The sequence below is a fragment of the Rudaea sp. 3F27F6 genome (assembly GCF_005503555.1).
GTDB lineage: Bacteria > Pseudomonadota > Gammaproteobacteria > Xanthomonadales > Rhodanobacteraceae > Rudaea.
Genome location: NZ_SCNG01000002.1, coordinates 241,097 through 265,825, shown reverse-complemented (window position 1 = coordinate 265,825; position 24,729 = coordinate 241,097). Strand labels below are relative to the sequence as shown.

Sequence of the window (24,729 nt, the reverse complement as noted above, 5' to 3'; positions counted from 1 at the left end):
ATTTGAGACATGGTTGAGATGATAGCTGTACTCACGATCACTTTGCTCGCCGTGATCAGCCCCGGGCCGGATTTCGCGATGGTGACGCGCAACAGTCTGCTGCTGTCGCGCCGCGCGGGCTTGATGACGGCGCTGGGCATCGGCCTCGGCGTTCTGGTCCATCTGAGCTACACACTGCTCGGCGTCGGGCTGCTGATCCGCGAGTCGCCGTGGCTGTTCGACGCGATCAAGCTGATGGGCGCGTTCTACCTGATCTATCTCGGCGTCAAGATGCTGATGACCCGTTCGGGCGAGGCACAGTCGCAGGCGAGCATTGCGCCGTTGTCGGACTTCGCGGCGCTGCGCACCGGTTTTTTGACCAATGCGCTCAATCCCAAGACGACCGTTTTCGTCGTCAGCCTGTTCATGCAAGTGGTTCGCCCCGACACGCCGCTGCCGGTGCAACTGGGTTACGGCCTGATCATTGTGCTGATGCACGTCGGCTGGTTCAGCCTGGTCAGCCTGTGCTTCTCGGCCGGACGTGTGCGCGACAGGTTGTTTGCCGTGCGCGGCTGGATCGACCGCGTGTTCGGCGGTTTGCTCGTCGGGTTCGGATTCTTGCTCGCCATCGCTCGCGTGGGACGCTGAGTTCGGCGACTGGAGTTTGCCGCGTTTCCGTTCGCGTTGCCGTGTCGCCTGTGGATCGGAAGTGGCTTGCTTGCCCTCGATCCGTATCGTCGTCGACGCTGCGTAGCGCGAACGTCGTGGCGCAGAAAAGACGGCCGTCTTTCTTGCGCATGTTGCTGGCAACGTCACGCGCCGCGCCTTCTGCAGTCGCGCGTTGCCATGCCGATGCCGCGATGGGGATCGCGCATTCGGCTTCAGCACCCGCACTCGCGGCTGAGCCGTTGTTTCGTTTCGGTGCAGTATTTTCGCGTGGCCTTCCGCGGCGATGCATAGACACAGCACTGCATCCGTCGCGGCGCGCGCTGTGCCGTCTATTCGAATCAGTCGCGTCGGGCGGAGCCCGCGCCCGACCAACACGTACCGACGCAGCCGGCGCGGAGTGCCGCAAGCGCCTCCGCCGCTCTTCGTGAATCGGTTCGCGGCTGCGGAATTCGACCGCGATTGCCCGGAGCGCTAACCGCGTCGATGCCGGCGCGCTTCTTTCGAAATTTCACTTTTCGGATTTGCTGGCTCGGGTTTTTGAAAGATCGGCGGCGGACGAAAAACTAGACTTTCGTCACAAAATTTCGCTGAGCCACAGGTCGTGATCTGCATCGCCATTCACGCGGAGGCAATACCGGTGCCGATCTTGACCGCGGTCGCCGCCCCTGGCTGCCGTGCATTTTCCGGCCCGCATCTCGGCCGCTTGCCTGGCGTCATGCCGCAGCATTTTTTCGAAATCGCTCTCAGCCCGGCCGCCGCGGAGGCGGACTTCGCCGGCGACAGAATTCAGAATCTCGGGACTGCGAACTTTTCCCAACCGCTTGGCACGACCCAGTCGATCGGCGTGACCCAGTATTTCGAGCCGGCGGTAATCTGGGTCGGTCAGAACTCGGTGCTCAAGATCGATCTGGTCAACTTTTTTGCCAATCCGATCGACGCGGGCAGCTTGAGCTTGACTGATACGCTGCCGAACGGCGTCACGGTTACAGGGGCCGCGAGCGACATCGACGGCTGCGATATTTCGATCACCACCGCGGTGGGTTCCGGTTCGATCATATTGAGTGGCGGTTCGATTCCCGCGGGTGGAGCATGCGAGATCGACGTACCTGTCACGAGCGCAACACCATCGGCGACGCCTTACGTCAGCACGATCGCCGCCGGAGCGATGACGGCGAAGATCGAGGGCGTTGCGGCCTCGAACGGCGGCCCCGCCACGGCGCCGCTGACGGTTACCAACAACATCATCGGGGGCGCGGCGAGCATCATCACCTCGCCGCTGTGTTTCCCGTACCTGGTGACGTGGGCGATGCCGACGGCGGCCTGCGTGGGCGATGTCACCGTGGGCGCGTACAGCCTTTCCGGCTGCGACAACTTATGACGACGCAGGCGCTGACTGTAGGCAGTGGCGCGCCGACGATTGCCGGCGTGCCGGTCGGTGCAAGCTGCACCGTGAGCGAGACTGCGCCGGCGAATCTGCCGGCGGATTCCCATTGGGGCGCGCCACTGCCGGTGCAGACCATCGCATCGGTTGTTGCAGTAGGCAATTCCGTGTCGTTCGTCAATCCGCTTATCGCCACAGCTCGGCCGCCGACGCAGGTGCCTGTACCCCTGTTTGGTAATTGGCTGCATGTGCTGTTTGCCCCGGCGCTCGTCGGAATCTGCTTCCTGCGACTACCGAGGTGCTTGTAGTCCAAACGGTTGTTGTGAACCTGAAAAGGCTCGCGACATGTTGAGCGGCGGCCTTTCGAGTATGCAGCGCTTTGGTCGATTGCGGTTTTCCGACGGCAAGGTTCATGAAAGGGGCGCCGGCGAAGAGTTTTCCGATGTCTGCCGCAGTTTCCAATCCAGATCAATTTTTCGAGTCACGACCACGTATGCGACCGATCGAGACAACACTTATCCGGCATTCTGGAATATCCATGTATTTCGGGAACGCTCCGAGAGCGCGGCTTGCGAAGAACTCCGCCGATCCAGTTTGTCGACGGGTGACCAAAAGGCACCTGTGCGGTGGTGATGTGTGTTTTAGAAATAAGGGGAATGCTTCCGTCACCGATTCCCGACGCCAAGTCGCCGAGCGCGCCATGGCTTTGATCCTCGCAACGGGGTTTTGCGCAAGCTCGATTGCGCTGGCCGCGAGTTTTCCTGCGTCGATCACCAACACGGCAAGCGCGACCGTCCCGGTGGGAACGGCAAACACCAATGTCGCGTGCACGAATGCCAACAGTATCGCTTTGGCGTCTGTCTGTACGGCGAGCGATACGGATGTGCTCGCCTGGGTCGTCACGCTGACGAAGGGCGCTCCCGCAACGGCGGCTCTGAATACCCCGTTCGCTTATCAACTCGCCGTCGGCAACACCGGGTCCGGCCTGATTCCGGCCGGCACCGTGCTTACCGTCACGGACGTTGTGCCGAGCGGTTTGACCGTCAGTGCGGCGACTCCCGGCAGCGGCATTTCCGCGGTCGCGTGCGCGCCCGCATCGGCAACCGGTCCGGCGTCGTTGACGTGTTCGATCACTCTCGGTACGGCGCTTGCAGCCGGTACGCCGAGCAGCGCCGCCGCAGCGCCCAGATTCACCCTGTCGGTCATGGCGACGGCGACGGGCAGTTTGACCAACGTGGCGTCGACCGATCCGACCGGCGGAACGAGCCCGCCGACACCGGGTGCCGGATGTACGCCGGGGCCGAGTTGCGCAAGCGTCGTGACCAACGTGAGCGCAGCTTCGAATGTACTTGTGAGCAAGCAATTCAGTCCGTCGACGATCGCGTCGGGAGGAACTTCGACGTTGACGATCACCATTGCGAATACCGCGCCTGGAGCAGTCAACCTGACCGGCATCGGGCTGACCGACAACCTGCCGAGCGGCGTGAGCATCGCATCGCCGCCGAACTCGAGCACGACATGCGGCGCCGGTTTGGTGTCGACCTCGATCGCCGCGGGAATAACTTCGGTGACTTTGACCGGAGGCAGTGTGAGTGCTGGCGCTAGCTGCGCGATCAGCGTGAACGTGACCGCGCCATGAAACGCAATCGACAGGCACCGTCCAAAGTGTCTTCGGTCGCACCACGGCAATCGCGCGCCGCGAGCCTGCTGCTTTTTGCATTGGCATGGTTCGCGTTCGCGGCGCATGCGGGCACGGTCACGATGACGATGACGTCGAATGCCGGTGTCGCCGGTTGGAATGTAGGGCGGCAGGCAGTGAGCGGAAATGCCAGCGCCACATACACACTCAACTTGACCAACAGTGGAACCACGACCACGGGCATCACTTTGACGGACAGGTTACCGGTGGGACTGTTTCCCGGCAGTGTTTCGGGTACAGGCGGGCTGACTTGTTCGAGTGTCGCCTCAGGCACGACGGGCCCGGTCACCTACACGGTGACTTGCACCGGCAGCGTCTCGACCACGGCGACGGCGACGATCTCGGTCTGGGTCGACCAACTGGCAATGACGGGCGCCGTGGCGAATCCTCCGGCCGGCAATCCGTCGACCATCACGGCGACGAATGCCCTCGTCAATACGGTTGCCGCGACCGCCACCGGCGGCACCATCACGCCGACCGTGTCGGTGATCAGCACGATCAACGGCATACGCCAGGTGCTCTCCTCAGGCAGTTGCCCGAAATTGACGGGCACGCTCGGAGCGAACACGTTTTCGACGTTTGCGACTTCGGCCAATCCGGCCGATGGGGCCGGCAGCTTCGGCAGCATGGCGAGCAATACCGTGGGCAACAGTTCGCGGCCAGGCACGTTTACCGGTCCGCTGACGGGCGGAGGGCTGACGAGCCTGACGATGTGGCCGCTGTCCAATCAAACCAACGCGAACGTGATGACGGACGGCTACTACACCATCAGCAATCGCTCGAGCTTCGCCGGCAACACGCGCAACGGTGTTTTCTACTGGGTGGCAGGCGACCGCAGTTCGCTCGAAACGGTCGGCCCCCAAGGCGATCCGAACAGTCTGATGATGGTAGTCAACGCCACGATCAATCCGACCGGTCAGCCGCCGACGGCATTTTTCCAGCAAACGATCACCGGTCTGCTGCCTTACACAAACTACCAGTTTTCGATCTGGGCCATGCACGTGGACAATCCGAACAACACGTACTGGGGCACAAATCCATCCGGGCTGGCGTTGCCTTACAACTTGCAGTTCGCGGTCAATCGGCAGGGCGTGGACGCCCCCGGCACGCGCACGGTGCTGTATATGACGGGCACCGTTTATCCGACCAGCCCGCCGACCTGGAATCAATACGCCGTATTGTTCAATACCGGTGCCGCTACGCAGGTCACGTTTTACTTCCAGAACAACGGCAACGGCGGCGCCGGCAACGATCTGGCGCTTGACGACATCGTCCTCGCGACGTGCACGGATTTGCCGGCCGGCAGCGTCAACGGAACGCTCTACTACGACGATAACCGCAATAGCGCCGCGAATGCGGGAGAAGCGGGATTGCCGGCAGGCATCGTGGTCAATCTGGTCAACAATGTGGGCGTCATTGTTGCCTCCGACCTGACCGACCAGAACGGCAATTATTCGTTTCAGAACGTGGTGGCATCGTCGGTCGCCGCGGTGGCGGATCCCACGAATGCCGGGGCCTATACGGTGCAGGTTGCGGCGACGAACCCCGCTATTCCGGCTGGCGTGACATTGGGAACCTCGAACAATGTATCGGCGCTGGTACTCCCGAACCAGATCGCGATCGCCGATTTCGGCTATCTCGCCGTCAAGTTGACATTGCAGAAGACCTGGATAAACGCCACGCCAGGCGATGCTGCCGTCATCACCGCGACAAATACGATCGCCTCGCCGAACAGTGGCACGCCGGCCGTGGGAACCGCAACGTTCAACGACACGGCGCCATCGGCGAATGCGACCGACACCTACGCGGCGCTGTTGCACGTCGGCTACGGGCAATCGGTCAATTTCGCCGAAACGGTGGCGAGTGCCAGCAGTTACTTGAAGGCTTTGGTCTGTACGGGCAACGCGGGTGCACTGAGCGGCAACACCTTGACGACCAGCGGCGCCGATGTGTCGATCACCTGCGCGTACCGGAACACGCGCGTACCGAACGTGATGCTGACCAAGGCTTTCAATCCGCCCACTATTTCGTCGGGTAGCACGAGCACGCTGACCATCGCGATCGCGAATACCGCGCCGGGTGCGGTGGACCTGACCGGTTTGGCGCTGACCGACAACTTTCCAGCTTCGCCGAGTGGAATGGTGATTGCCAATCCGTCTGCGGCAGGCACCACCTGCACGGCGGCCGGCGGTGCAACGGTGACGGCGGTGCCGGGTGGCACCAGCGTGGCGCTCGGAGGCGGCAGCGTGAACGCAAACAGCAGTTGCACGATCCAGGTCAATGTCACTGCGCCGTGATGGGACGCATAAGCGGTCTCTCCGCGTTGCCGAGTTCGTTCGAGGCAGTCACGGAGTCGGTGACGGAATTTGCTCGAAAAACTTCAAGAGCCACAAACGGGGAGGCGCGCAGCGCGCCGAAAAGGACATGAGAATTTCATCGACTCGAAAAAAAGGGGTAGCAGTCGATCGCCGCTCTTTTCTGGCCGACAAGCTGCGGAATCTGAAAATACCGCGAGCCAAGTCCGCCGGGCTCCAAACCGATTCGGATCCGGATGATCGAACCGCGAGACTGAAGAAGGGAGAGCTTGTCGACGTATCCCGTCTCGCCAGAGAAGTCGGCTTCACCGTCCATGTCGCATGCAGCCGCGATGTTTGGACTGGATTGATCGAGATCGGCCACGACTTGCCTGCGCTGAAGCGCAATCCGCGCATGAAGGAGCGCCGGCTTCTGAACATCCTCCTGGAAGCTCTGCAGGCCGCACGCCGCAAACTCGGCAGCAGGGAGGTGCAATTCAGCGTGTACCGGATTACCAGCAAGGCCGAGCGCGAAACTTGCGGAAAGATCGCGGTCAAAAGCGATCTCGCGGTCCGTTGCGATCCGGGCGATTTCGGCGAGCCGGTCGTCACGATATCGCTCGCAGAGGTCGCGATGTCCTCGGGCGAGGGCATCTCCGAGGGCGGCGAACCCGTGCAGCAGCAAAGACGCGGCGCATACCGCAGCAGCCGACGGGGTAAGCAAATTCTAAACGCATCTGCTGCATCAACTGGGGATTTAACTTGAAACTTCTCGTGGTCGGCGATCAGCCGACATTTCGCATAATGCTGCGCTATGTGGTCGAGGATCGGCATCCTGGTACGGTGGCCGTCGATGTTGCCGGCTTGGCGGAGTTGAAGACCGCCGTGCAGGACGCGGAATGGGATCTTGTGCTGCTCGATTTGCCGACGCCCGAAGCATCCGGCTTTTCTGCTTTGATCTATCTTGGCGCGGAGCGTCCGCAGCTACCTGTCGTTCTGGTCTCGGCGAATGCGAGTCCTTGTTTCATGCGTCGCGCCCAACAATTTGGGGCTGCCGGCCTGGTGTCGAAATCGGCTTTTCACACGGAGCTGGATGAGGCTCTGAGCGCCGTGCTCGCGGGCCGACGCTGGTTTCCCGCGCAGAAAACTGCACCCGATGAAGACAATGCAGGTCTGGCGCTGCGCCGGAACCGGCTCACCGCGCAACAGCTTCGTGTATTGCTGCGTCTGGCGGACGGTTTGTCGAACAAACAGATCGCCACCGATTTTTCCCTCTCCGAGAACACGGTCAAAATACACGTCAGCGCAATCCTGGCGAAGCTCGGATGCAGTTCGCGCGTTCAGGCAGTGCTGTTGGTCAGGAGCCCGATGTCGGATGCCGCGGAAGGGCCCGTGGACGTTGCGGCGGCAAACGGCGGCTAGTCGCGGACGAGCACCGATTGACGCGGTTTCGGCGCAGCTTGTCCCCGCCGTTTCCGCGGCGAGACATGCAACGTGATTGATTGGGCTTTATTCGATGGGATCTGGCCGCACCAAGAGCGAGCTTGTGGTGTGCTCATGGCATCGAGCTGCGAAGTATTTTCCGAATTGCCGCGGCCAGCTCTTGGCAGAGTCGACGCACACCGCGGCAAATCGATGATGCCGCCTTCCAACATTCACAGATCGCCTCAATTGTTTTTTGAGGCGATCTAGTGGAGCGGACTGCCTAGCCATGTTCGCGCACGCGCAAACCTTTCGGTTGCGGCGAGCGGCAACCTGCTTCAGCTTTTAGTAGTTCGAGGGGTTGCCGCTGTATACGACGGGAATCACGATCGTCGCGGCACCGCCGGGAGGCAGCATTAAGCTCAATCCGGAAAGTACGTTCAGTACACCCGTGCCCGCCGTTCCTGCCGGGCTGCCGCTGCCCATGCAAGTCACGCCGGGGCTGGGAGTGCAGGTAATGCCCGGTGCGGCGATGGTCATTCCCGAAGGCAAGAGATCGGATAAGGCTGCTCCGCTCACGTTCGCCGTCGCCGTCGCCGCGTTGGCCACCGTGATGGTATAGGTGCCGTTACCGCCAGGCGAATAGTTGCCGTTGAAGTCGGTCTTGGAGATCGACACGTTCGCCGTTGCCATGTTCGTATACAGGCATGTCCATGCCGCGCCACCCACCATATTGGCGGCCGGGATGGTCACGCTCGTCGCTGCCGAGGTGATCGGGGTTGTCGGATTGCCGTCGCCGGGGGCATTCGCGTCGGTGCACCTTACGCTGGTCTGATAGCCGGACAGTGCAGGTCCCGCAGCCGACGTTTCGGTTATCGATGCCGCCGTGCCTGCGGTGCCGACGTGGAGTACGGCCGAGGTTACAGTCGCGCCATTGGCAACACTCGGCGCGACGTCGGTCGTATTGGTGACGCCGGTCAGACTGAAGTTGAATGTGTTGGTGGCGGCTGCACCGCCCGTAAGTGTCTTGGCCAAGCTGACCCGCGGCAAAGAGAGATCCGTATCGGTGGCGGTGTTGTTGGCGATGTTGGTGTCGGTGACGCCCGGGCCCGCCGTAACGGTGGCGGTATTGGCAAGAGGGCCGGTGAAGGTACTCGGTACCGTCATGGTGAGCGTGTAGGTGACGCTTGCGCCGGCGGGCAGGTTCACCGCAGTGTCGTTGATGGCGCCGATTCCGTTCGCGCTGCAGGTGCCGCCGCCGCTGCCGCTGCAAGTCCAGCTTGCCGTCGTGATGCCTGCAGGCAACGGATCGCTGACCGTGTTGTTCGCCGCATTGGACGGACCGTTATTGCTGACGACGATGGTGTACGTGTTCGTGCCGCCCGGCGTATACAGCAGCTTGCCGTCGGTTTTTGTGATCGCCAGATCGGCATTGGCCGTACAGGTCAGAGACGTGGTGCCAGAGCCGGCATACGCTGTTGCGCCAACGATCGTTGCCGTATTGCTCGTCGTGCCGATGCAAGAGTTGACGACGGCCTGATAGCAGACTTGCGGGTTCGCCGCGCCGAGCGTGGTGTTGGCGAGGTTTGCGGCCAGGGTCGAACCGCTGATCATTCCTACCGTCGAGACAACGACGTTCAAGCCAAGGTGGGCGGGATATGTCGTTCCGGATGGGAAGCTCGATTGAGGAATCGTTACGGTTGCCGTGCCGGCACCGTCGGCGCCGACGCTGCCGACGACATAGGTTCCGATAGTCGCGTTGCTCGTACCGTCCTTGAAAGTGACGGTAGTTCCGGAGGGAATGCTGCCGGCATTGACAGTCAAGGTCAGTGCGCCCCAATTGCCTACACCGCTACCGGGTGCACAGTAGCGAGCGGCAGGGTCGTTGAAGCTGAAAGCGGCATCTGTCGTCGTGACTGCGGGATTGCAGGCGGCGAGCGAACTTGGCCTCAGCGAACCCGAGGCATCGTAGACTAGAAATCCCGCCGGGGCGTTGTCGCCGTAGGAAATGACGCAGCTCGAATTCGGCACCAGCACCGTGCCGTAAGTCAGATTGGTTCCGAGCAAGCTGCCGCAACTTGTATTGGTCGCATAGTCGAAGCAGGCAATATTGGGATTCTGGCTATAGCCGGCACTGAAGACGATGCGTGAAGTGCCTGGAATCAGCGTGACGCCCGAGCTTGCGCTGCCGCTGACGGAGACATCGGTGATGGTAGGCAAGGTCAGATTGGTGGACAGCGTCGTCGCGGTCAGGTTGAGATTGAGACAGGACGTGGGTACCGCGCCCGAGGCGCCGTAGCAAAATCCGGTAACGCTGCCGGCAGAACTGATCGGCAGAATGACTTGCTTGCTCGATGCCGTGATCGGCGCCAACGCAGTGCCGTCGCAATTCGTCGCCGTGGTCACGCCGGTGACCTTGACGCAGAACGTACCTTCGCCTTGGGTGGAGAACGCGATCGAGCCGTTGCCGAGATTGAACCAACCGTAGTACCGCAGGGTTGCGGTGCTGCCGGGATAGATCAAGGTGCCGGCTGAGGTGGTGCCGGCACAAACCGCGGAAGTCGCCGGATCGTAGCAGCCCAGATATTGTCTGCCGGTGGAATTCATCCCAATCATGTACAGCTTGCCGCCGACCAGCATCGGACCGATTGCTGCGTCCTTATAGGTGTTGATGGCATCGACCGCGCCCGAGATCAACTGCACTTGGCCGCAACTAACCGGGGTACCGGAGGCGTAGTCGGCGCAACCGATCGTGCCGTTGAACAGGCTGAAATAAGCCTTCGTACCGATCACGGTAGGAGAGGGCGCTACGGTCGTACTTTCGACAATCGTCGTATTGCAATTCGTGTTCTGAGTGAAGTTAGCGCAGGCGATGGTGGGCGCCGCACCGGGATATGCCGAGTGATGGCTGATCGCGCTCAGAATCAGGTCGCCCGCACTGTCGTTGACGAAGAAAGGGGTGTAGCCGTCGCCTGGGATAGGAGTATTCGCGAGCACATTCGCGGTGGAACCGCTCAGCGTTTGAACGGCATATTGACTGTTGTTGCCGTAGAGAAACACGGATTGACCGGCCGTGCCCGGTTGATTGCCTGCGCCGCTCCAAGTCCCCAGTGTAGTGTTGCTGAAAGCGCTGCCGTTTGCGGGACAGGAGAGCGTCCAGCCCGCGCCGGTTTTCTGCAAAGTCGCTCCGGCGCAGGCGTAGCCAAGTGCCGTCGTGTTCGCGGTGACGTTGCCGATGTAAGTCTGATTCGACGACATCGTATCGGTCAACGCAACATCGATCGGCGGATTGATATTGGCATTGGCGTTTTGCGAGATCGCGTAGGTCACGGTATTGCCCGGGATCACGCTAGTCGCGGCCACGCCGCCGACATAGGCGGTTTTGGTCACGGTGCTCGTGACGGCGACATCGGTGTCGGTGGCCGTACTGGTGACGCCGGCGCTGCTGACCGTCGCCGTATTGGACAAATTGCCGCTGGTGCCGGCGCCGACCGTGCCGATCACGGTGAAAAGCACGCTGCCGGCCGGAGTGAGCGCAGGAATGAGAATTCCCGTCCCCTGCATCGCACTCACCGTCGTACTCGCCGAGACGGGGCACGCCGAACCATTCGTGGCGTTGCTGCAGGTGACGCCGGTCACGCTGAGATTGGCGATCGCAGAATCCTTGAAGACGGCGTCCGTCACCGTCGTTGTGCCCGAATTGGTGATACGGACGAGATAGGTATTCGACTGGCCCGGCACATAAGTGTTCTTGCCGTCGGATTTGCTGATTGTCACGGCGGCAGAAGCCCAGGACGAGCAGAGCAGAAATGCGAGGAACACAGGCAGTTTGCCTGGAGCACTATTCGGCGTGCGAGGCTGTGATCGAAAAATGCCCAGGCTCGCCTTGCCTGAACGCACCTTCGTCGGGGCCGCCAATGCGGGCGTCCGCAATGCAAAGCACAAACTCATGATGTCCCCTTTCCGATCGGAGGAAGATTTTTCTTCCGGATGCTTTCGAGCGTGCCTTTTGAGGTGCCCGATTTTTGCTGCACGGCTTACTCTCGCCGACGCTCTATTTCGTCAGCTCTGGTACGAAGACGCTCTGCCATCAGCGCCCTGTTTCGTTCCAAGACAGAGCCCGCGGCGCTCTCCAAGCTCTACCGCATTGATCGCTCGACCTCCCGCGTGCGTCAATTCGAGGATGTCATGCACCGCGCCTTTATCCGCCCTTCGAGACGCCCTTCGAGCACCGCTTTTCCGCACCGGGCGATCCGTGCCGTGGCATATAGGCTCGTTCGTACTATGTGACGCGAGTCTATGTTTTCACCGATCGCGAATCTTTAGAAATTCGGATTCATCCGTCTGAAATTTGAAAGATTGCAAAACCGCCTGCGGACGATCGAGGGGCGTGCTGCGGCCTCGACGCGGCGAAAATCACGTCGTGGCGGCCACTTCAGAAAGCACGAGAAAGTCCCGGGAAGCGATGCTTCGCCGTTCATCGTGGGGATGGAGCTTGAGGCTCCGTGCGTGCTAGCCGATTTGTATTAGTGCTAAACGCTTTCTGGCAGAATGCCGAAAAGACGCGGGGCCTAGGGGCGTTGCCAAGCGCGATTCGCCGGGCAGCGGGGGCTCGCAATTCAGGTATTCGAGGTCGCGTCGGCGACCGTCATGGAGATCGTCGTCGATGCCGAATGGCCGGAAGACAGAAAGAACTGCAACCTACACCGCCCCGGCACTCGAGAAGGGGCTGGGCATTCTCGAATTGATCTCCAGTGCTTCGTATCCGATGAATCTTTCGGACATCTCGCTGGGAGTAGGGCGCGCCAAGAGCGAAATCTTCCGCATGGTCTACGTGCTCGAACGCCTGCGCTATGTCGAGCGCGTCGAGGGTACCGACGGCTATGTGCTGACCAATCGTCTGTTCCTGCTCGGCATGCAGCGCCCTCCGCTCAACGAACTGCTCGAAATCGCGTTGCCGCGGATGCGCAAGCTCTGCGAAGACACCCTGCAATCCTGTCACCTCGTAGTGCCCTCGGATCAGTACACGGTGATCATCGCGCGCGCCGAATCGCCGGGCGATCTCGGCCTCGCGGTGCGCATCGGTCATCGGCGTCCCCTTCTTCAGGCCACCTCCGGTCTCGTACTGACGGCTTTTCAGCCCGAAGCGGTGCGCGCGCGCTGGCTGCAGCAGTACGGCAAGCGGCTCACGCCGGATGAGCGGGAGGAATTGCCGCAGAAGCTCGAATCGATCCGCGCGAAAGGCCACGCAGCGATCGCGAGTTCGATCGCACCAGGCATCGTCGATTTATCGGCGCCGATCCTGCGCGAGGGACTGGCCGTGGCTGCGCTGACGATTCCCTATCTGCCGCTGTCCGAGGGCGGTGTGTCTCAGCAAGAAGCGGCCAAATCACTTGGCAAGGCCGCGGCGGAGTTGTCCAAGAAACTCTGATCCACCTTCCTGCATGGGGCGTGCGCATATGCACGCCGCTGGCTTGCCGCGCGCGTTAAACCGAAAACCGCATTCTTTGCAGCCGTTGGCCCCTTGAGCTTTGGCCTCCAGCGCGTTCGCGTCTCCGACGAACGCAGTGCGATTCCCGACTCGCCGCAGGTCGACGCTGCGGATTGTCAGTCGCACGCCCCGTAAAACGTAACTCCTCGCAAAGCGCGCGCGATCGGCGCCACACGGTCCGATTCCGCACGCTGACGCAGGCGCAAGCGCCTGTCCCGTCCCCGCGTCTGCGGACTCGTCCGCGCAGGAGAATCTTTATGAGCACCACCACCGACTTGGTCACGCAATACCACCAGCAGGACACGGACTATTACTGCGGCGCGGCGTGCGCGCAGATGGTCCTCGCCCAGTGCGGCGCCGGCCTGCTCAACCAGACCAATTTGTACAACGACAACCATAGCCACTCGACGGCGGAAAGCGGCTGGTATACGGCGCCCGACGGGCTGCAGTGGACGCTCAACAATCGCCAGTCGGGCAAATACTTTGTGCTCGACGCACTGTCGAGCGAAGAAGCGATCTCGCGCATGATCGTCTGGACCATCCATCACTACCGCGTTGCGCCGGTCGCGATGGTCTACGGCTCGGCGCACTGGATCGTCGTGCGCGGCTACACCACGAGTGCCGACCCGGCGAATTCCTACGACACGAGTTATTCGATCAGCGGCTTCGACATCAACAACCCGTGGCCGCCGACGCCGGTGCCCGGTCCGCCGCCGCCGCACAGCGTCGGCGACGTATGCGGCTCGGGCGGCAACCGCGGCGTCGCCGACGAGCACATCTCCTACACCTCGTGGCGCAACGATTACATGACCGGCATCCCGAGCGGCCACTGGGGCGGTAAGTTCGTCGCGATCTGCGATCCCGATCCGCCGCCGGACCGCCTGCCGCATAGCCGCCAGATCGAACTGTCGCGGTTCTCCGGGCACGAATTGATCGAACATCGGCAGGCTGCCGACCTCGCGAGCGCGGCACTGAAGGATCACGGCCTGCTGCAGCGAAAGAACTGGCATTCCGCACTCGAACGGACCGAGCCCGGCAAGGGAGTTCTGGTGCAGCGCCTCGATCGCCTCGACAGTTTCTACTGGATCGTGCCGTATATGCACGGCGACTCGGCGAGGACCGTCGTCAGCATCGACGCGCGCTTCGGTCAGTATCTGCAGGCGCGCACGCTGCCCGAACCGAAAGGCACGGCCTTGCTCACCCTCGATCGCAAGGAGGTCGAGGCGCTGATCATCGACCGCATCCACGAACTCGGCGAAGGACGCGGTGAACTGCTGATCCGTCCCGGCGTGGCGTGCATCAGCAACCATTGGGTATGGCGGCCGTGCCGCGAATCGCTGTCGCCGTTCTATCCGTTCAAGCTGGTGACTTACGGTGCGAACCGGCTTTACGTGCGCAGCGACGGCGCGGTGTTCCATTCGCTTACCACGACCGATCGCGGCCTCTGAGCGTTCGTATTGATCCGACCCGGTGAAGTTTCAGCCACTTGTACTGAGCGTAGCCGCGCAGCTTCGGGGTCGAAGCTGCCGCCGCGGCAGGCTTCGACTCCGCGCCTCCGGCGCTACGCTCAGCCCGAACGGATTCATACGTAGCGCCCGAATGGATTCACATACAGTGCTGGGACGGATTCGTGCACAGCGGACAAGCAATCAATCTCACATGCCGAATCTCTAACCGTTCGCACTGAGCGTAGCCGCACAGCGGCGAAGTCGAAGTGCTGCCGCGACAGGCTTCGACTCCGCGCCTGCGGTGCTACGCTCAGCCCTAACGGATTCATATATATGCGTGCCGTATCAATAGAATGACCGAATGGATACAGACGATCTCGCCGCCGCCGCGCGCATCGCCCGCGCGGCGGTCGGAATTGGCGCGGAGGTTCCGGCGCGCACTTATCCGGTGCGTCGCCTCGACCGCGATGCGAGCTATGTGCTCGTGCTGCTCGGTTTGCCCGGCGCGCCAGGCTGGATCGCTGCGGTCGACGCGGCGGCGCAGGACGTTATGACTTGGGCCGCGAATCCCTCGGGCGCGAGCACGGTGCCGGCGGCCGACGAGGCGCTCGATCTCGTCTGGCAACCCGGCAGCGCGAGCCGATCGCCGCTGTATCCACTGCATCGCGTGAATACGCCCGACGGTCCGCGCTTTCTCGATCTTGCCGGCAAGCTTCACAAAGACTTGAAATAAGTCCGTCGGCCAATGAGATCCGCTTGCGCGACGGTTCGGCGGCGAAAATGTCCAATCAATCGCGGTACTGCGAAAAAACATCGGGCAGCATTTGCGCATCGATGAGATAAAGCAAAAACATTCTCGGATTCGGCCGCTTTGATTTCCGCAGAGGAATCGGGTGCATTTTCATCTTCAGGGTGGGCTCGATAAATCGCCGGGCCGGAACGTTATCGATCGGGACGCCAACAGACTAAGACTGCAATTCACCGTTCACTTCACAAAAAGGGGCTTGTGATGTCCAGAGAATGGTCGAGGCTTAACCGCCGGCAATTTCTTGCCGGCTCTTGTGCGGCGATGTTTCTTCCGCTGAGTGCATGTTGCGAATTCAGGGCGCGCCCGACGCCCCAGGTCGGCGACCGGCAGACGCCGCCCGGCAAGCGGCTTTTCTCCGTGGCGCCCGAAGCCATTCAGCGCAGCCCTTTGAAGCCGCAGTTCGCGATCGACGTGCACTCGCACTTCTTCAATGCGTCCGACGTCAACGTGCAGGGCTACGTCGCGGAATCTTGGGGCCATTCGATGAGCCCCGCGGCTCAGCCCTTCATCTATGTGCTTTCACAGGCGCTAGACAGCCTCGCGGAAAGCGTGAAGACCGCCGCCGTGGAATACCAATATCTGTCCGGTTTGGCCGCCGCGAACACCGATACCGCGTTGAGCCTGGAGTCGATGAAAGCGTCCTTCGATCAGAGCATCGAGACGCACATGGACGCGTCGGCCCAGCGTCTGTTCAAGGAACTCGAAAAGCGCGACGGAAAAGCGAAATATCGCGCGGCCGCCGAGGACGAGCTGGGACAGCGCATCAAGGTGCTCAAAGCGGTGCCCAACGCGGTACCTGCTGCGGTTCCCGAGCTGTCGCCGGAGCTGATCCGGCGCGCGATGAGCCAGAACGCGCGGCGTCCGTTCGATAAAAGCTTGACCGCTGCGCCGTCTCTTCGCGTCGACGGATTGCTCGCATTCGCCGGCTACATGCTCAACGAGCGCTGGATGAATCTGCGTAGCTATCAGCAGAAGTATTCGACCGACGACGGCGCCTTCGGTATCGATGCGGCGTTCGGCTCTCTTGTCGATTTCGATTACTGGTTCGCTTGTCCGTGCTACTCGGCGCGCAGTGACCAGATGAAGGTGATGGCGTTGCTTTCCTATCTGTCAGGCGGATACATGCTGCCGCTGGTCGGCTACAACCCATGGACGGATCTGAACAACCACGGCGAGTCGTATCAGCTGGTGAAGACTGCGATCGAGAACTTCGGCTACATCGGGGTCAAGATCTATCCGCCGGTGGGTTATTACCCCTACGGCAATGAAGAACTCAACAAGGACGGTCCGCGTCTGCCGAAAGACTTGCGCGCCCTCGACGCGGCGCTCAAGCAGATGTTCGACTACTGCGCGCGCATGAACGTACCGGTGATGGCGCATGCGAATCGCACGCTCGGGCGCGACGCCGCCGCGGACAATTTCGGCGGCCCCGGCGGTTGGGGCAAGCTGATGGCCAAGTACGCGGCCGAAACAAACGCGCCGATCATCCAGCTCGGCCATTTTGGCGGCGACTCGTCGAGCGACGGCTCGAATTGGCCGAGTGACTTCGCCACGCTGATGCAGTCGTATCGGGCGAACAATCGCATCTATGGCGACGTCGCGTTCTGGGATCACGCACGCGACTGCGCCGACGCGGGCAACGACGACTGCAAAACCTTGCTCGGCCGCTTGCAGCAAGCCCATGACATCTACCCCGATTTGAGCAAACGCCTGATGTACGGAAGCGACTGGCTGATGCTGTCGCAGAACGACGATTGGCCCGCATTCCCTGGGCAAATCGCGACCGCGCTGGGCGGATTGCCGTGGATCGATCGCGATAGCCTGTTCTATAGGAACGCGATGAATTGCTTCGGCCTCTCCGACAAAAACGGCGACCGTTACAAATCGGTGGTCGCGCATCTGCAACTCAGCGGCGCGGATTTGCCGAAGTGGCTCGCCTAGCGGCCACTGCCTCGGCAACACAATAAATCCGGTTCCGTCGCTCGCGTGGAGGCGCAGCGCGCAACAACGCTGCGTTTTCCCGGCGTTGCAATAGCGCTATTTCGACGGTGCGCTTGCTGTCAGATGCGCATCGAGCCAGGCCAGCACGCGTTCGAGCACGTCGCGCCGGTGCGCGCGTTCGGCGAACCAGTGCGGGCCGCGCGGATAGCGCACGAACTCGACCGGGGTGCCTTGCCGCTTCAGCGCGCGGAACAGCATTTCACCCTGAGCGACAGGTACGCGACGGTCATCGTCGCCATGCAGGATTAGCACGGGCACGCGCACATTGGCGACGTGGCGGATCGGCGAGTGCGCATCGTAGGCCGCGCGTTCGCGCACCGGATCGCCGAAGTAGCCGGGCAGGTAGTCGGGCACGTCGGTGGTCAATGCCATCGCGCCGATGTCGATCACGCCGGCACCGACGATCGCGGTCTTGAAGCGGTTCGATTGCGTGACTGCCCATGCGGAAAGATAGCCGCCGTAACTCCAGCCGCCGATCGCAAGACGCTCGTTGTCGATCACGCCTTCGCGCACGAGCAGGTCGATGCCGTCGAGCACGTCCTTGAAGTCCGCGCCACCCCAGTCGTTGCGTGCGGCCTCGGCGAATGCGGCGCCTTGTCCTTCGGAACCGCGCGGATTCGGCAGGAACACCGCGTAGCCGTGCGCGGCAAGCAACTGCGCCCAGTCGTGCCAGGAGCAGAGCCAGCCCGACGCCCAGGCCCAGGCCGGCCCGCCGTGAATCTGCACCAAGGTCGGCAGCGGTTTGCCGCGCTGCCAGCCGGGTGGCGTGACGAGCAGGCCGGTGATGCGGCGGCCGTCGAGCGACGAGCGCCATTCGAGTTCGCGCAGCGTGCCGAGTTTCCAGTCGGCGACCTGCGGATTGGTGACCGTGCGCTGGCGCGCCTTGCCGCCGTCGAGTGTCCACACCTCGGCAGGCGTTTGCGCCGTGGTGCCGAGAAAGGCGATGCGACCGTTTGCGGCGACGCTGAAATTCTGGAACGGCGCCTGTGCGTCAGCGAGGACGGTCGCCTTGCCGTTTGTCGCGTCGATGCGCAGGAACGCGGCGCGCACGCCGGCTTGGCCTTCGCCGATCAGCGTCGCATCGTTCTGCCAGCGTGCGAGCCACAAGGTGCCGAGCCACTCGCTGCCGAGCGCGATGCGCTCGCCGCCGGCGAGCGGATGAACGTAGGGTGTTGCAGTCATGCCGTAGCGGCCGAGTTCGCCGTAGAGCAGGCGGCTGCCGTCGGGTGAGAACTGCAGCGGAAACGCCGAAGCACGGGCGCATAGCGTGCGCTCGATCGTCGCTTTCGCAGGATCGACGAGAACCACGCGCGAGTCGTACCAGTAATCATTGAGCGTCGTGCCGTTCGATACGCGCAACGCGAGCGTCGCGCCGTCGGGTGAGAGCGTCGCATCGTGCACCTGCAATCCGCTTGGGCTGACCAGCGTCGCTTCGCCGCCGGCAAGGTCGCGTACCCACGCGCGCGCGAACAGCGTCGACCGCTCGACTTCGATCGCATCGTCTTTCGCCGCGATTTTTGCTTGTGCTTCCGGCGATGCGGCGTCGGATGCCAGATAGACGAGGCGTTTGCCGTTTGCCGACAGCGCGTAGTGGGTTACGTCGGTCGCCGCGCGCGTCAGCGGTTTCGTTTCGCCCGTGGCGACGGAGGTTTCCCAGACCTGCCAGCGTGCCGTTTTGTCGTTACCTGGGGGCAACGGGCGATCGGAGAGAAACAGTAGATGCTCGCCGGCCCAGCGCGGCTCGCGGTCGTTGGCTTGTTCGGGCGCAGGCAATTCACGCGCCGATTCTTTGCCCGTTGCCGACACGATATGGATGCGGCTACGCGCACGCTTTGCCTCGGGTTGCGAAGTGCTGACGCTGTAGGCGATGCGCGTGCCGTCGCGCGAAATCTGCGCGTCCTCGACCTGCTTGAGATCGACGATATCGTCCGCGGTGGCGACGCGCGCTGCGTGTGCGTGCATGGCGAGCGCAAGCGCGGCGAACGCGCAAAGATGTCGGAAGGAATTCATGCCGGCGCTCCCGCATAGTGGCGTATCCAGGCTGCGCGTAGCGGCAGCTTGAATGCGACATCGTTGCCGCCGGCAGAAACGAGTCTGGCGAACGGCTGCGCGGCAAGCAGGTCGGCGACATCGCCGTTGCGTGGTGCGTAGTGGGGGTCGAATGGATGACTCATCAGCGTATCTCCTGCAAAGCGGCAGCGACCGAGATCGGCGGCCAGCGATCGTGCCACGGCGCGGCTTGTTCGAGTTCGTGCGCGAGTGCGAGCAGCAGCGGTTCGTCGTGGCGGTCGGCGGCGAACTGCAGGCCGATCGGCAGCCCCGACGCCGTCTGCGCGAGCGGCAGCGAGATCGCCGGCGTGCCGGCAAGATTCTGCAGCGGCGTATAGCCCATCCAGTCGAACATCGCCGGCATCAGCTCGTCGAAGTCGCGCGTCGGCGCCAGCTCGCCGAGCAGCGGCGGCGGTGTCTTCAACACCGGACTCAAGAGCACGTCCCAGTCCGCGTGGAACGCAGCGAATGCGTGTGGCAGGGCGGCGAGCACGGCGTAAGCGTGTTCGAGTTCGTCGACGCCGCAGTGTTCGCGGTTCCAGCGCGCGAGCGCGAGCGTGAACGGCTCCAATGCGCTCTGTGCGGCGCCGTCGCCGAGCGTGGCCGCGACGGCCTCGACGCAGTCGGCGCCAAGATGCGACCACAGTGTGAATACGGCGCGAAACACCGACTCGCCGTCGATCGGCAATGCGCGTTGCTCGACGCGATGGCCGAGACGTTCGCAGAGCGCGGCGGTTTGTGCGAGCGCGGCGGCGACCTCGGGATCGGGCGCGAGGCCGGGCAGGCTGGCTTCGATCACCGCGATGCGCAGGCGCGCGCCGGGCTCCGGCGAAGGCAGCGCGATCCGCCCCGGATGCGCTGCGGCGAACGCCCATGCGGTGTCGCGCACGCTGCGCGACATGAGACTGTCGCCGACGAGAAGATCTTCGAGTGCGTGGCGGCCGCGAACGCGCAACGTGGTGCCGCGACCTGGTTTCAGCCCGACCACGCCGCAGCACGACGCCGGGATGCGGATCGAGCCGGCGCCGTCGCTGCCGTGTGCGAGCGGTACGAGGCCCGCGGCGAGCGCCGCGCCCGCGCCGCCGCTCGAACCGCCCGGCGAATGCGTGGCCTGCCAGGGATTGCGCGTCACCGGGCCGAGCAGCGGTTCGGTCACGCCCATCAGACCGAATTCGGGCATGGTCGATTTGCCGACGGCGACGAGGCCTTCGCGTTGCCAGCAGCGCGCGAAAGCGTGACTCGTTTGCGCGGGCGCGCTCGTGCGGCTGCGCGAGCCGCTGCGCGTCGGCATGCCGGGCACGGCGAGCGAATCCTTCGCCAGCCACGGCACGCCGGCGAACGCGCCGCCCGTCGTCGGTTCGACAAGATCGTTCGGGCGATGACAGACGGCGCCGAGCTGCGCATCGAGATGATCGATGCGCTGCAGGGCGGAGTAGGCGAGTTCGCGCATGGAAACTTCACCGGCATGCACGAGTGCGGCCTGAGCGTGCGCATCGCGCAGGCCGAGGGCGAGCGCGTCGCGCAGCGGCAGTGGCGTGAATGAGGCAGTCAAACGAGGTTCTCCGTTCGGCGCGCGGCACGCAGGCCGTAGCGCCAGTAGATCGCCGCACCGGCGAGACAGTAGAGGGCGAGGATGCTGGCCGGCAGCACGTCGCCGCGGCGCACCTGCACGACCATGTCGAGCAGCACGGGCGCCATCATCGCGACGCAGAGGACGATGCCGAGCACCGGCACCGTGCCGAGCCAGACCTTACCGATGCGCACGCCGCCGAGCGGCACGCGGAACGCGCCGGTCAAGTCTGGCCGCGCGCTGCGCACCCACATCACGGCGACACAGACGAGGATGAAGGCAAACGCGATGCCGACGCAGACGAGATCGCCGAGCACGCCGATCGGCAGCAGCGCCGCGGCGCCGGCGGCGATCGCGCCGAGCACGAGGTTACCGAGCCACGGCGTGCCGTAGCGCGGATGCACGCGCGCGAACAGCGGCGGCAGCAGGCCGTCGCGCGCCATCGCCAGACACATGCGCGACTGGCCGTAGGCATTGGCGAGCAGCACCGAGGCGAGGCCGGTCAGCGCGCCGATCTTGATCAGTCCGGCGAAACCGGGCCAGCCGATGCGATCGACCGCGAGTGCGACAGGATCGGCGACGCCGAGCTGGCGGTACGGCACAAGACCCGTGAGCACGGCTGCGGCGGCGATGTAGAGCAGGGCGCAGAGCGCGAGCGCGCCGAGAATGCCGAGCGGCACGTCGCGGCGTGGATCGCGCGCTTCGGCCGCGGCCATCGACACGGTTTCGAAGCCGAGATAGGCGAAGAACAACATCGCCGCCGCGCGCACCACGCCGGGCCAGCCGTAGGAGAAGCCGCCTTCGTTCGGCGGTACGAACGGCTTCCACAGTTCCGGGTTCACCGCGCTCGCGCCGATGGCGATGAACGCAAGCAGCACGCCAAGCTTGATCACGACGAGGATCGCGTTGACTAGCGCCGAGCGGCCGACGCCGAACACGAGCGTGACCGCCGCGGCCGTCGCCGCGCAGGCGGCGACGAGATTGATGCCGCCGCCGAGTTCGAGCACGGTGTGGCCGTCGTGCTGCGCGGCGGCGACGAGCGGCGTGGTGATCGCCGCGGGCAGGGCGGTGCCGAGCGTCGCGAGCAAGCTGGAAAAATAGCCGGCGAAGCCGACCGCGACGAGCGAGGCCGACAAGCTGTATTCGAGCAGCACGAGCCAGCCGAGCGCCCACGCGCAGCCTTCACCGAGCGTGGCATAGCAGTAGCTGTACGCCGAACCGGGCACCGGTATCGCCGAGGCCAGCTCGGCATAGCACAGCGCGGTGAAGGCGCAGGCGAATGCCGATAGCGCGAACGACAGCATCACGCCGGGGCCAGCGAAATCCGCGGCGGCGGCGCCGGTCATCACGAAGACGCCGGCGCCGAGGATGTTGGCGACGCCGAGCACGAGCAGGCTGCCGGCGCCGAGGCGGCGACGCAGGCCGGTGCGGTCGGCGTCGCGCACGGCTTCGTCGATCGGCTTGCGCCGGCGCATCTGATGCCAGCGGCTGCGACCGACGGGTTGGGCGACGATCACAGACGCCACAGGAAGGTCACACCGAACGTGCGCGGACGCACGATGCCCTGGCCGAGGCCGTTGATCTCCGACACCGAACGCGTGATGCCGCGCTTGTCGGTCAGGTTGGCGCCGTACAAAGTGACATCGGTCTTGTCGAAGCTCATGCGGAAGCGCAGATCGAACAGGCTGTAGCCGCCTTGCTTGTTCGGCACCACGCCGGGCACCGCCGAATTGAGATCGCTGATGCCCTGCGACAGATACGAATGCGAGAAAGTCAGCGTCGGATACCAGCGCGCGTCGAAACGATAGGTGAGGACGTTCGAGATCGACCAGTCGGCCGAGCCGGGCAGGCGCGAGCCGGCCGGCGCAGTGCCGGCGAACAGGATGAACAAGTCCTGGTCGAGCCGCGCATGCTGCCAGGTCACGCTGCTCTGCCAGTCAAACGCAGCGCTCGGCCGCCAATGTGTCGACAGTTCGATACCGCGGCTGTAGGCCTTGCCGCCGTTGGTGGCGTAGTTGAAGAAATCCGGCGTCTGCAGGCGCAACTGGATGCGGCTCCAGTCGACGTAGAACGCGGTGGCGTCGAACTGCAGCGTGCGGTCGAGCCAGTTCGAGCGCATGCCGAGTTCGTAGTTGGTCAGCTTGTCGCTGGTCGAGCCCTGCGGCGTCGGATACTTCGACAGTCCCGGCGTGTTCGGCTCGCCGAAGCGGAAGCCTTCCGACACGAGGCCGTAGAACATCAGACGCTCGTGCGGCATATAGCTGAGCGACAGCTTCGGATTGAAGCCGTCTTCGTCGGTTTTCGACGAGCTGATCTTCGGTGCGCCGGGATAGGTCGAGAATCCTTGCTGGCGCGTGGTGTTCTCGACTTCGTTGCGGAAGAAGCGGCCGCCGACAGTGAGCTTCCACTCGGGCGTGAACAGGTACGAGGCTTCGCCGAACAGTGCTGCCTCAGAACCGTCGACGTGGGTGTAGAACGCGTTGAAGATCTGGCCGTCCGGCGCGATCACCGCGCCGCTGCCGGGACCGAACATCGGCGACTGGTCAAACTGCGCTGCCGCACCCTGCGCGCCGAGCTTTTCGTAAAGATTCTTGCTCGTGTCGTAGTACATCGTGCCGACGAGCCACTCGAACTTGCCGCCGCCTTCGGGCGAAGCGAGGCGCAGTTCGATGCTGCGGCCGTCGCTCGCGCCGCCCGAATTGATGTAGAGCGGCGCGGTGAGGTTGAGCTTGAGGTCGCTGTTGTAAACGCTGCGCAAGGGCGAATAGTCGAAGCGCCAGTCCTGCTGCTTCTTCTGATACGAAGCGAGCGCGGTGAAGCGCGCCCAGCCGAGATTCTGGTCGAACCGCAGGCTGTGAATGTCGATCTTGGTGTTGGTGAACTCGGGCACGGCGGTCTTGCGCTTGAGATCGCCGTAGGCGGGCATCTGGTAAGCGTTGTCGTCCGCGTCGATGCGCTGCACGATGCTGAGCCACGACAGTTTGGTGTCTTCGTTCGGCGTCCACACGGCGGAGAAGCGGCCGCCGCCGATCGTCGTATCGTTGGAACCCTTCACGCCGGTGCCGACGTTGTCGAGGTAGCCGGGATCCTTGCGGTAGTCGACGACCGCGCGGATCGCGAGCACGTCGCTGATCAGCGGCAGATTGACCATCGCCTTCGCCGTGTAGCCGACGTCGGCATTGTGCGTGCTGCTGATGGTCGATTCCGCCGCGGCGTCGACGCGCGACGCGTCGGCCGTGTTGACGATGTAGTTGATCGCGCCGCCCATCGAGGCCGAGCCGAACAGGCTGCCTTGCGGGCCGCGCAGCACTTCGACGCGGTCGAGGTCGAAGGTGTCGATGTCGGGAATGGCGATGGTCCAGCCCGGCTCGGTGAGTGGAATCTCGTTGACGAAGTAGCCGGTCGTGGGCTGGCCCTGGACGTTGCCCGAGTTCGTCGCGATGCCGCGGATGACCACGTGAGAAACGCCTGGCTGGTAATTGTTGAACACCACGCCTGGCGTGCGCTGGATGTAGTCGGCGAGGCTTTGCGCGCCGATGTCTTCGAGCTGGCTGCCGGTGACGGCGGAGACGGAACCGGCGACCTCGCTGAGCGACTGCTGGCGCTTGCCCGCGGTGACGACGATGGTTTCGAGTTTGGCTTCCTTTTCGTTCGGCTTGTCGGCCGATTCCGGCGCGGCCTGCGCACCCGCGGACGCGGCGACGGCCAGACTGGCGCAATACAGAGTGACGGCAGTCGCGAGACTGCGGACGGCGTGACGCATGGCTCCCCCTTTCTTATAAATATGAGAGATCGTTTTGCCGCGCCGGTTTTTGCGCGGTACGTTCGATTAGATGGCAATGCCGGCAGACGGTAAAGCGCCGAGGTCGGCGTCGTTGTGCGGCGCAAGTGCATGATTTACATGGGATACCGCGGGCC

At 63.4% G+C, this 24,729-nt stretch carries 17 protein-coding genes; 11 read left to right on the top strand and 6 right to left on the bottom strand.

All coding sequences use genetic code 11. From position 1 onward, the window contains the following. Nucleotides 1-9: 9 nt before the first annotated feature. The 7 genes from FFS30_RS09045 (at nt 10) to FFS30_RS09015 (ending at nt 7,444) form a co-directional block, all read left to right on the top strand. Nucleotides 10-627, top strand: a complete 618-nt coding sequence (locus FFS30_RS09045; protein ID WP_137912822.1) for a LysE family transporter — start codon at nt 10-12, stop codon at nt 625-627. A 658-nt stretch (nt 628-1,285) separates the two neighbouring features. After that, nucleotides 1,286-2,026: a hypothetical protein gene (locus FFS30_RS09040; RefSeq protein WP_137912821.1), complete on the top strand. Its 741-nt coding sequence runs from the start codon at nt 1,286-1,288 to the stop codon at nt 2,024-2,026. Then, the gene (locus FFS30_RS09035; protein ID WP_137912820.1) at nt 2,023-2,337 is read left to right on the top strand and encodes a DUF5979 domain-containing protein; all 315 of its coding nucleotides are present in this window, start codon (nt 2,023-2,025) and stop codon (nt 2,335-2,337) included. Before FFS30_RS09040 ends, FFS30_RS09035 begins: the two co-directional genes overlap by 4 nt. Before the next feature lie 392 nt (nt 2,338-2,729). Continuing rightward, nucleotides 2,730-3,668: a DUF11 domain-containing protein gene (locus tag FFS30_RS09030; RefSeq protein WP_171014537.1), complete on the top strand. Its 939-nt coding sequence runs from the start codon at nt 2,730-2,732 to the stop codon at nt 3,666-3,668. Further along, a complete protein-coding gene (locus FFS30_RS09025) occupies nt 3,665-6,025 on the top strand; it encodes an SdrD B-like domain-containing protein (protein WP_137912818.1) in 2,361 nt (786 codons plus the stop codon). The genes FFS30_RS09030 and FFS30_RS09025 overlap by 4 nt, the downstream gene beginning before the upstream one ends. Before the next feature lie 127 nt (nt 6,026-6,152). After that, nucleotides 6,153-6,788 carry a DUF6573 family protein gene (locus FFS30_RS09020; protein ID WP_137912817.1) on the top strand — a complete coding sequence of 212 codons (636 nt, stop codon included), beginning with the start codon at nt 6,153-6,155 and terminating at the stop codon, nt 6,786-6,788. Further along, the gene (locus FFS30_RS09015) at nt 6,785-7,444 is read left to right on the top strand and encodes a response regulator transcription factor (RefSeq protein WP_212742446.1); all 660 of its coding nucleotides are present in this window, start codon (nt 6,785-6,787) and stop codon (nt 7,442-7,444) included. The genes FFS30_RS09020 and FFS30_RS09015 overlap by 4 nt, the downstream gene beginning before the upstream one ends. A gap of 345 nt (nt 7,445-7,789) precedes the next feature. On the opposite strand, the gene FFS30_RS09010 is transcribed toward FFS30_RS09015, so the two are convergent. Further along, nucleotides 7,790-11,221, bottom strand: coding sequence for a DUF11 domain-containing protein (locus tag FFS30_RS09010; protein WP_171014536.1), 3,432 nt, complete (start codon nt 11,219-11,221; stop codon nt 7,790-7,792). Nucleotides 11,222-12,110: 889 nt separating this feature from the next. On the opposite strand from FFS30_RS09010, the gene FFS30_RS09005 reads away from it, so the two are divergent. From FFS30_RS09005 to FFS30_RS08990, 4 genes are all read left to right on the top strand, one after another. Next, nucleotides 12,111-12,875, top strand: coding sequence for an IclR family transcriptional regulator (locus tag FFS30_RS09005; RefSeq protein ID WP_137912815.1), 765 nt, complete (start codon nt 12,111-12,113; stop codon nt 12,873-12,875). Nucleotides 12,876-13,192: 317 nt separating this feature from the next. Continuing rightward, nucleotides 13,193-14,383 (top strand): hypothetical protein, encoded by a 1,191-nt coding sequence (locus tag FFS30_RS09000; RefSeq protein WP_137912814.1) that lies wholly within the window; start codon nt 13,193-13,195, stop codon nt 14,381-14,383. A 361-nt stretch (nt 14,384-14,744) separates the two neighbouring features. Beyond that, complete coding sequence (locus FFS30_RS08995) at nt 14,745-15,116, top strand: hypothetical protein (protein ID WP_137912813.1); 372 nt, start codon at nt 14,745-14,747, stop codon at nt 15,114-15,116. Nucleotides 15,117-15,548: 432 nt separating this feature from the next. After that, nucleotides 15,549-17,132 carry an amidohydrolase family protein gene (locus FFS30_RS08990; protein ID WP_171014534.1) on the top strand — a complete coding sequence of 528 codons (1,584 nt, stop codon included), beginning with the start codon at nt 15,549-15,551 and terminating at the stop codon, nt 17,130-17,132. Nucleotides 17,133-17,228: 96 nt separating this feature from the next. Here the strand turns inward: FFS30_RS08990 and FFS30_RS08985 are convergent, their stop codons facing one another. From FFS30_RS08985 to FFS30_RS08970, 5 genes are read right to left on the bottom strand one after another with little or no spacing between them, the layout of a single operon-like run. After that, entirely contained in the window at nt 17,229-19,202 is a 1,974-nt protein-coding gene (locus tag FFS30_RS08985) for a S9 family peptidase (RefSeq protein ID WP_137912811.1), read from the bottom strand. After that, nucleotides 19,199-19,366 carry a hypothetical protein gene (locus FFS30_RS23805; RefSeq protein ID WP_171014533.1) on the bottom strand — a complete coding sequence of 56 codons (168 nt, stop codon included), beginning with the start codon at nt 19,364-19,366 and terminating at the stop codon, nt 19,199-19,201. Before FFS30_RS23805 ends, FFS30_RS08985 begins: the two co-directional genes overlap by 4 nt. Beyond that, nucleotides 19,366-20,793, bottom strand: coding sequence for an amidase family protein (locus tag FFS30_RS08980; RefSeq protein WP_137912810.1), 1,428 nt, complete (start codon nt 20,791-20,793; stop codon nt 19,366-19,368). Before FFS30_RS08980 ends, FFS30_RS23805 begins: the two co-directional genes overlap by 1 nt. Beyond that, on the bottom strand, nt 20,790-22,337 hold the full coding sequence (locus FFS30_RS08975) for an amino acid permease (protein ID WP_249352336.1): 1,548 nt from the start codon (nt 22,335-22,337) through the stop codon (nt 20,790-20,792). The genes FFS30_RS08980 and FFS30_RS08975 overlap by 4 nt, the downstream gene beginning before the upstream one ends. After that, nucleotides 22,325-24,574, bottom strand: a complete 2,250-nt coding sequence (locus FFS30_RS08970; RefSeq protein ID WP_137912809.1) for a TonB-dependent receptor — start codon at nt 24,572-24,574, stop codon at nt 22,325-22,327. Before FFS30_RS08970 ends, FFS30_RS08975 begins: the two co-directional genes overlap by 13 nt. Nucleotides 24,575-24,729 lie beyond the last annotated feature (155 nt).

Coding starts and splice junctions, on each gene's coding strand:
- FFS30_RS09000 (WP_137912814.1), top strand. CDS start 13,193: ATGAGCACCACCACCGACTTGGTCACGCAATACCACCAGCAGGACACG.
- FFS30_RS09030 (WP_171014537.1), top strand. CDS start 2,730: ATGGCTTTGATCCTCGCAACGGGGTTTTGCGCAAGCTCGATTGCGCTG.
- FFS30_RS09005 (WP_137912815.1), top strand. CDS start 12,111: ATGCCGAATGGCCGGAAGACAGAAAGAACTGCAACCTACACCGCCCCG.
- FFS30_RS09035 (WP_137912820.1), top strand. CDS start 2,023: ATGACGACGCAGGCGCTGACTGTAGGCAGTGGCGCGCCGACGATTGCC.
- FFS30_RS08995 (WP_137912813.1), top strand. CDS start 14,745: ATGGATACAGACGATCTCGCCGCCGCCGCGCGCATCGCCCGCGCGGCG.
- FFS30_RS09025 (WP_137912818.1), top strand. CDS start 3,665: ATGAAACGCAATCGACAGGCACCGTCCAAAGTGTCTTCGGTCGCACCA.
- FFS30_RS08970 (WP_137912809.1), bottom strand. CDS start 24,574: ATGCGTCACGCCGTCCGCAGTCTCGCGACTGCCGTCACTCTGTATTGC.
- FFS30_RS08985 (WP_137912811.1), bottom strand. CDS start 19,202: ATGAATTCCTTCCGACATCTTTGCGCGTTCGCCGCGCTTGCGCTCGCC.
- FFS30_RS09020 (WP_137912817.1), top strand. CDS start 6,153: ATGAGAATTTCATCGACTCGAAAAAAAGGGGTAGCAGTCGATCGCCGC.
- FFS30_RS23805 (WP_171014533.1), bottom strand. CDS start 19,366: ATGAGTCATCCATTCGACCCCCACTACGCACCACGCAACGGCGATGTC.
- FFS30_RS09045 (WP_137912822.1), top strand. CDS start 10: ATGGTTGAGATGATAGCTGTACTCACGATCACTTTGCTCGCCGTGATC.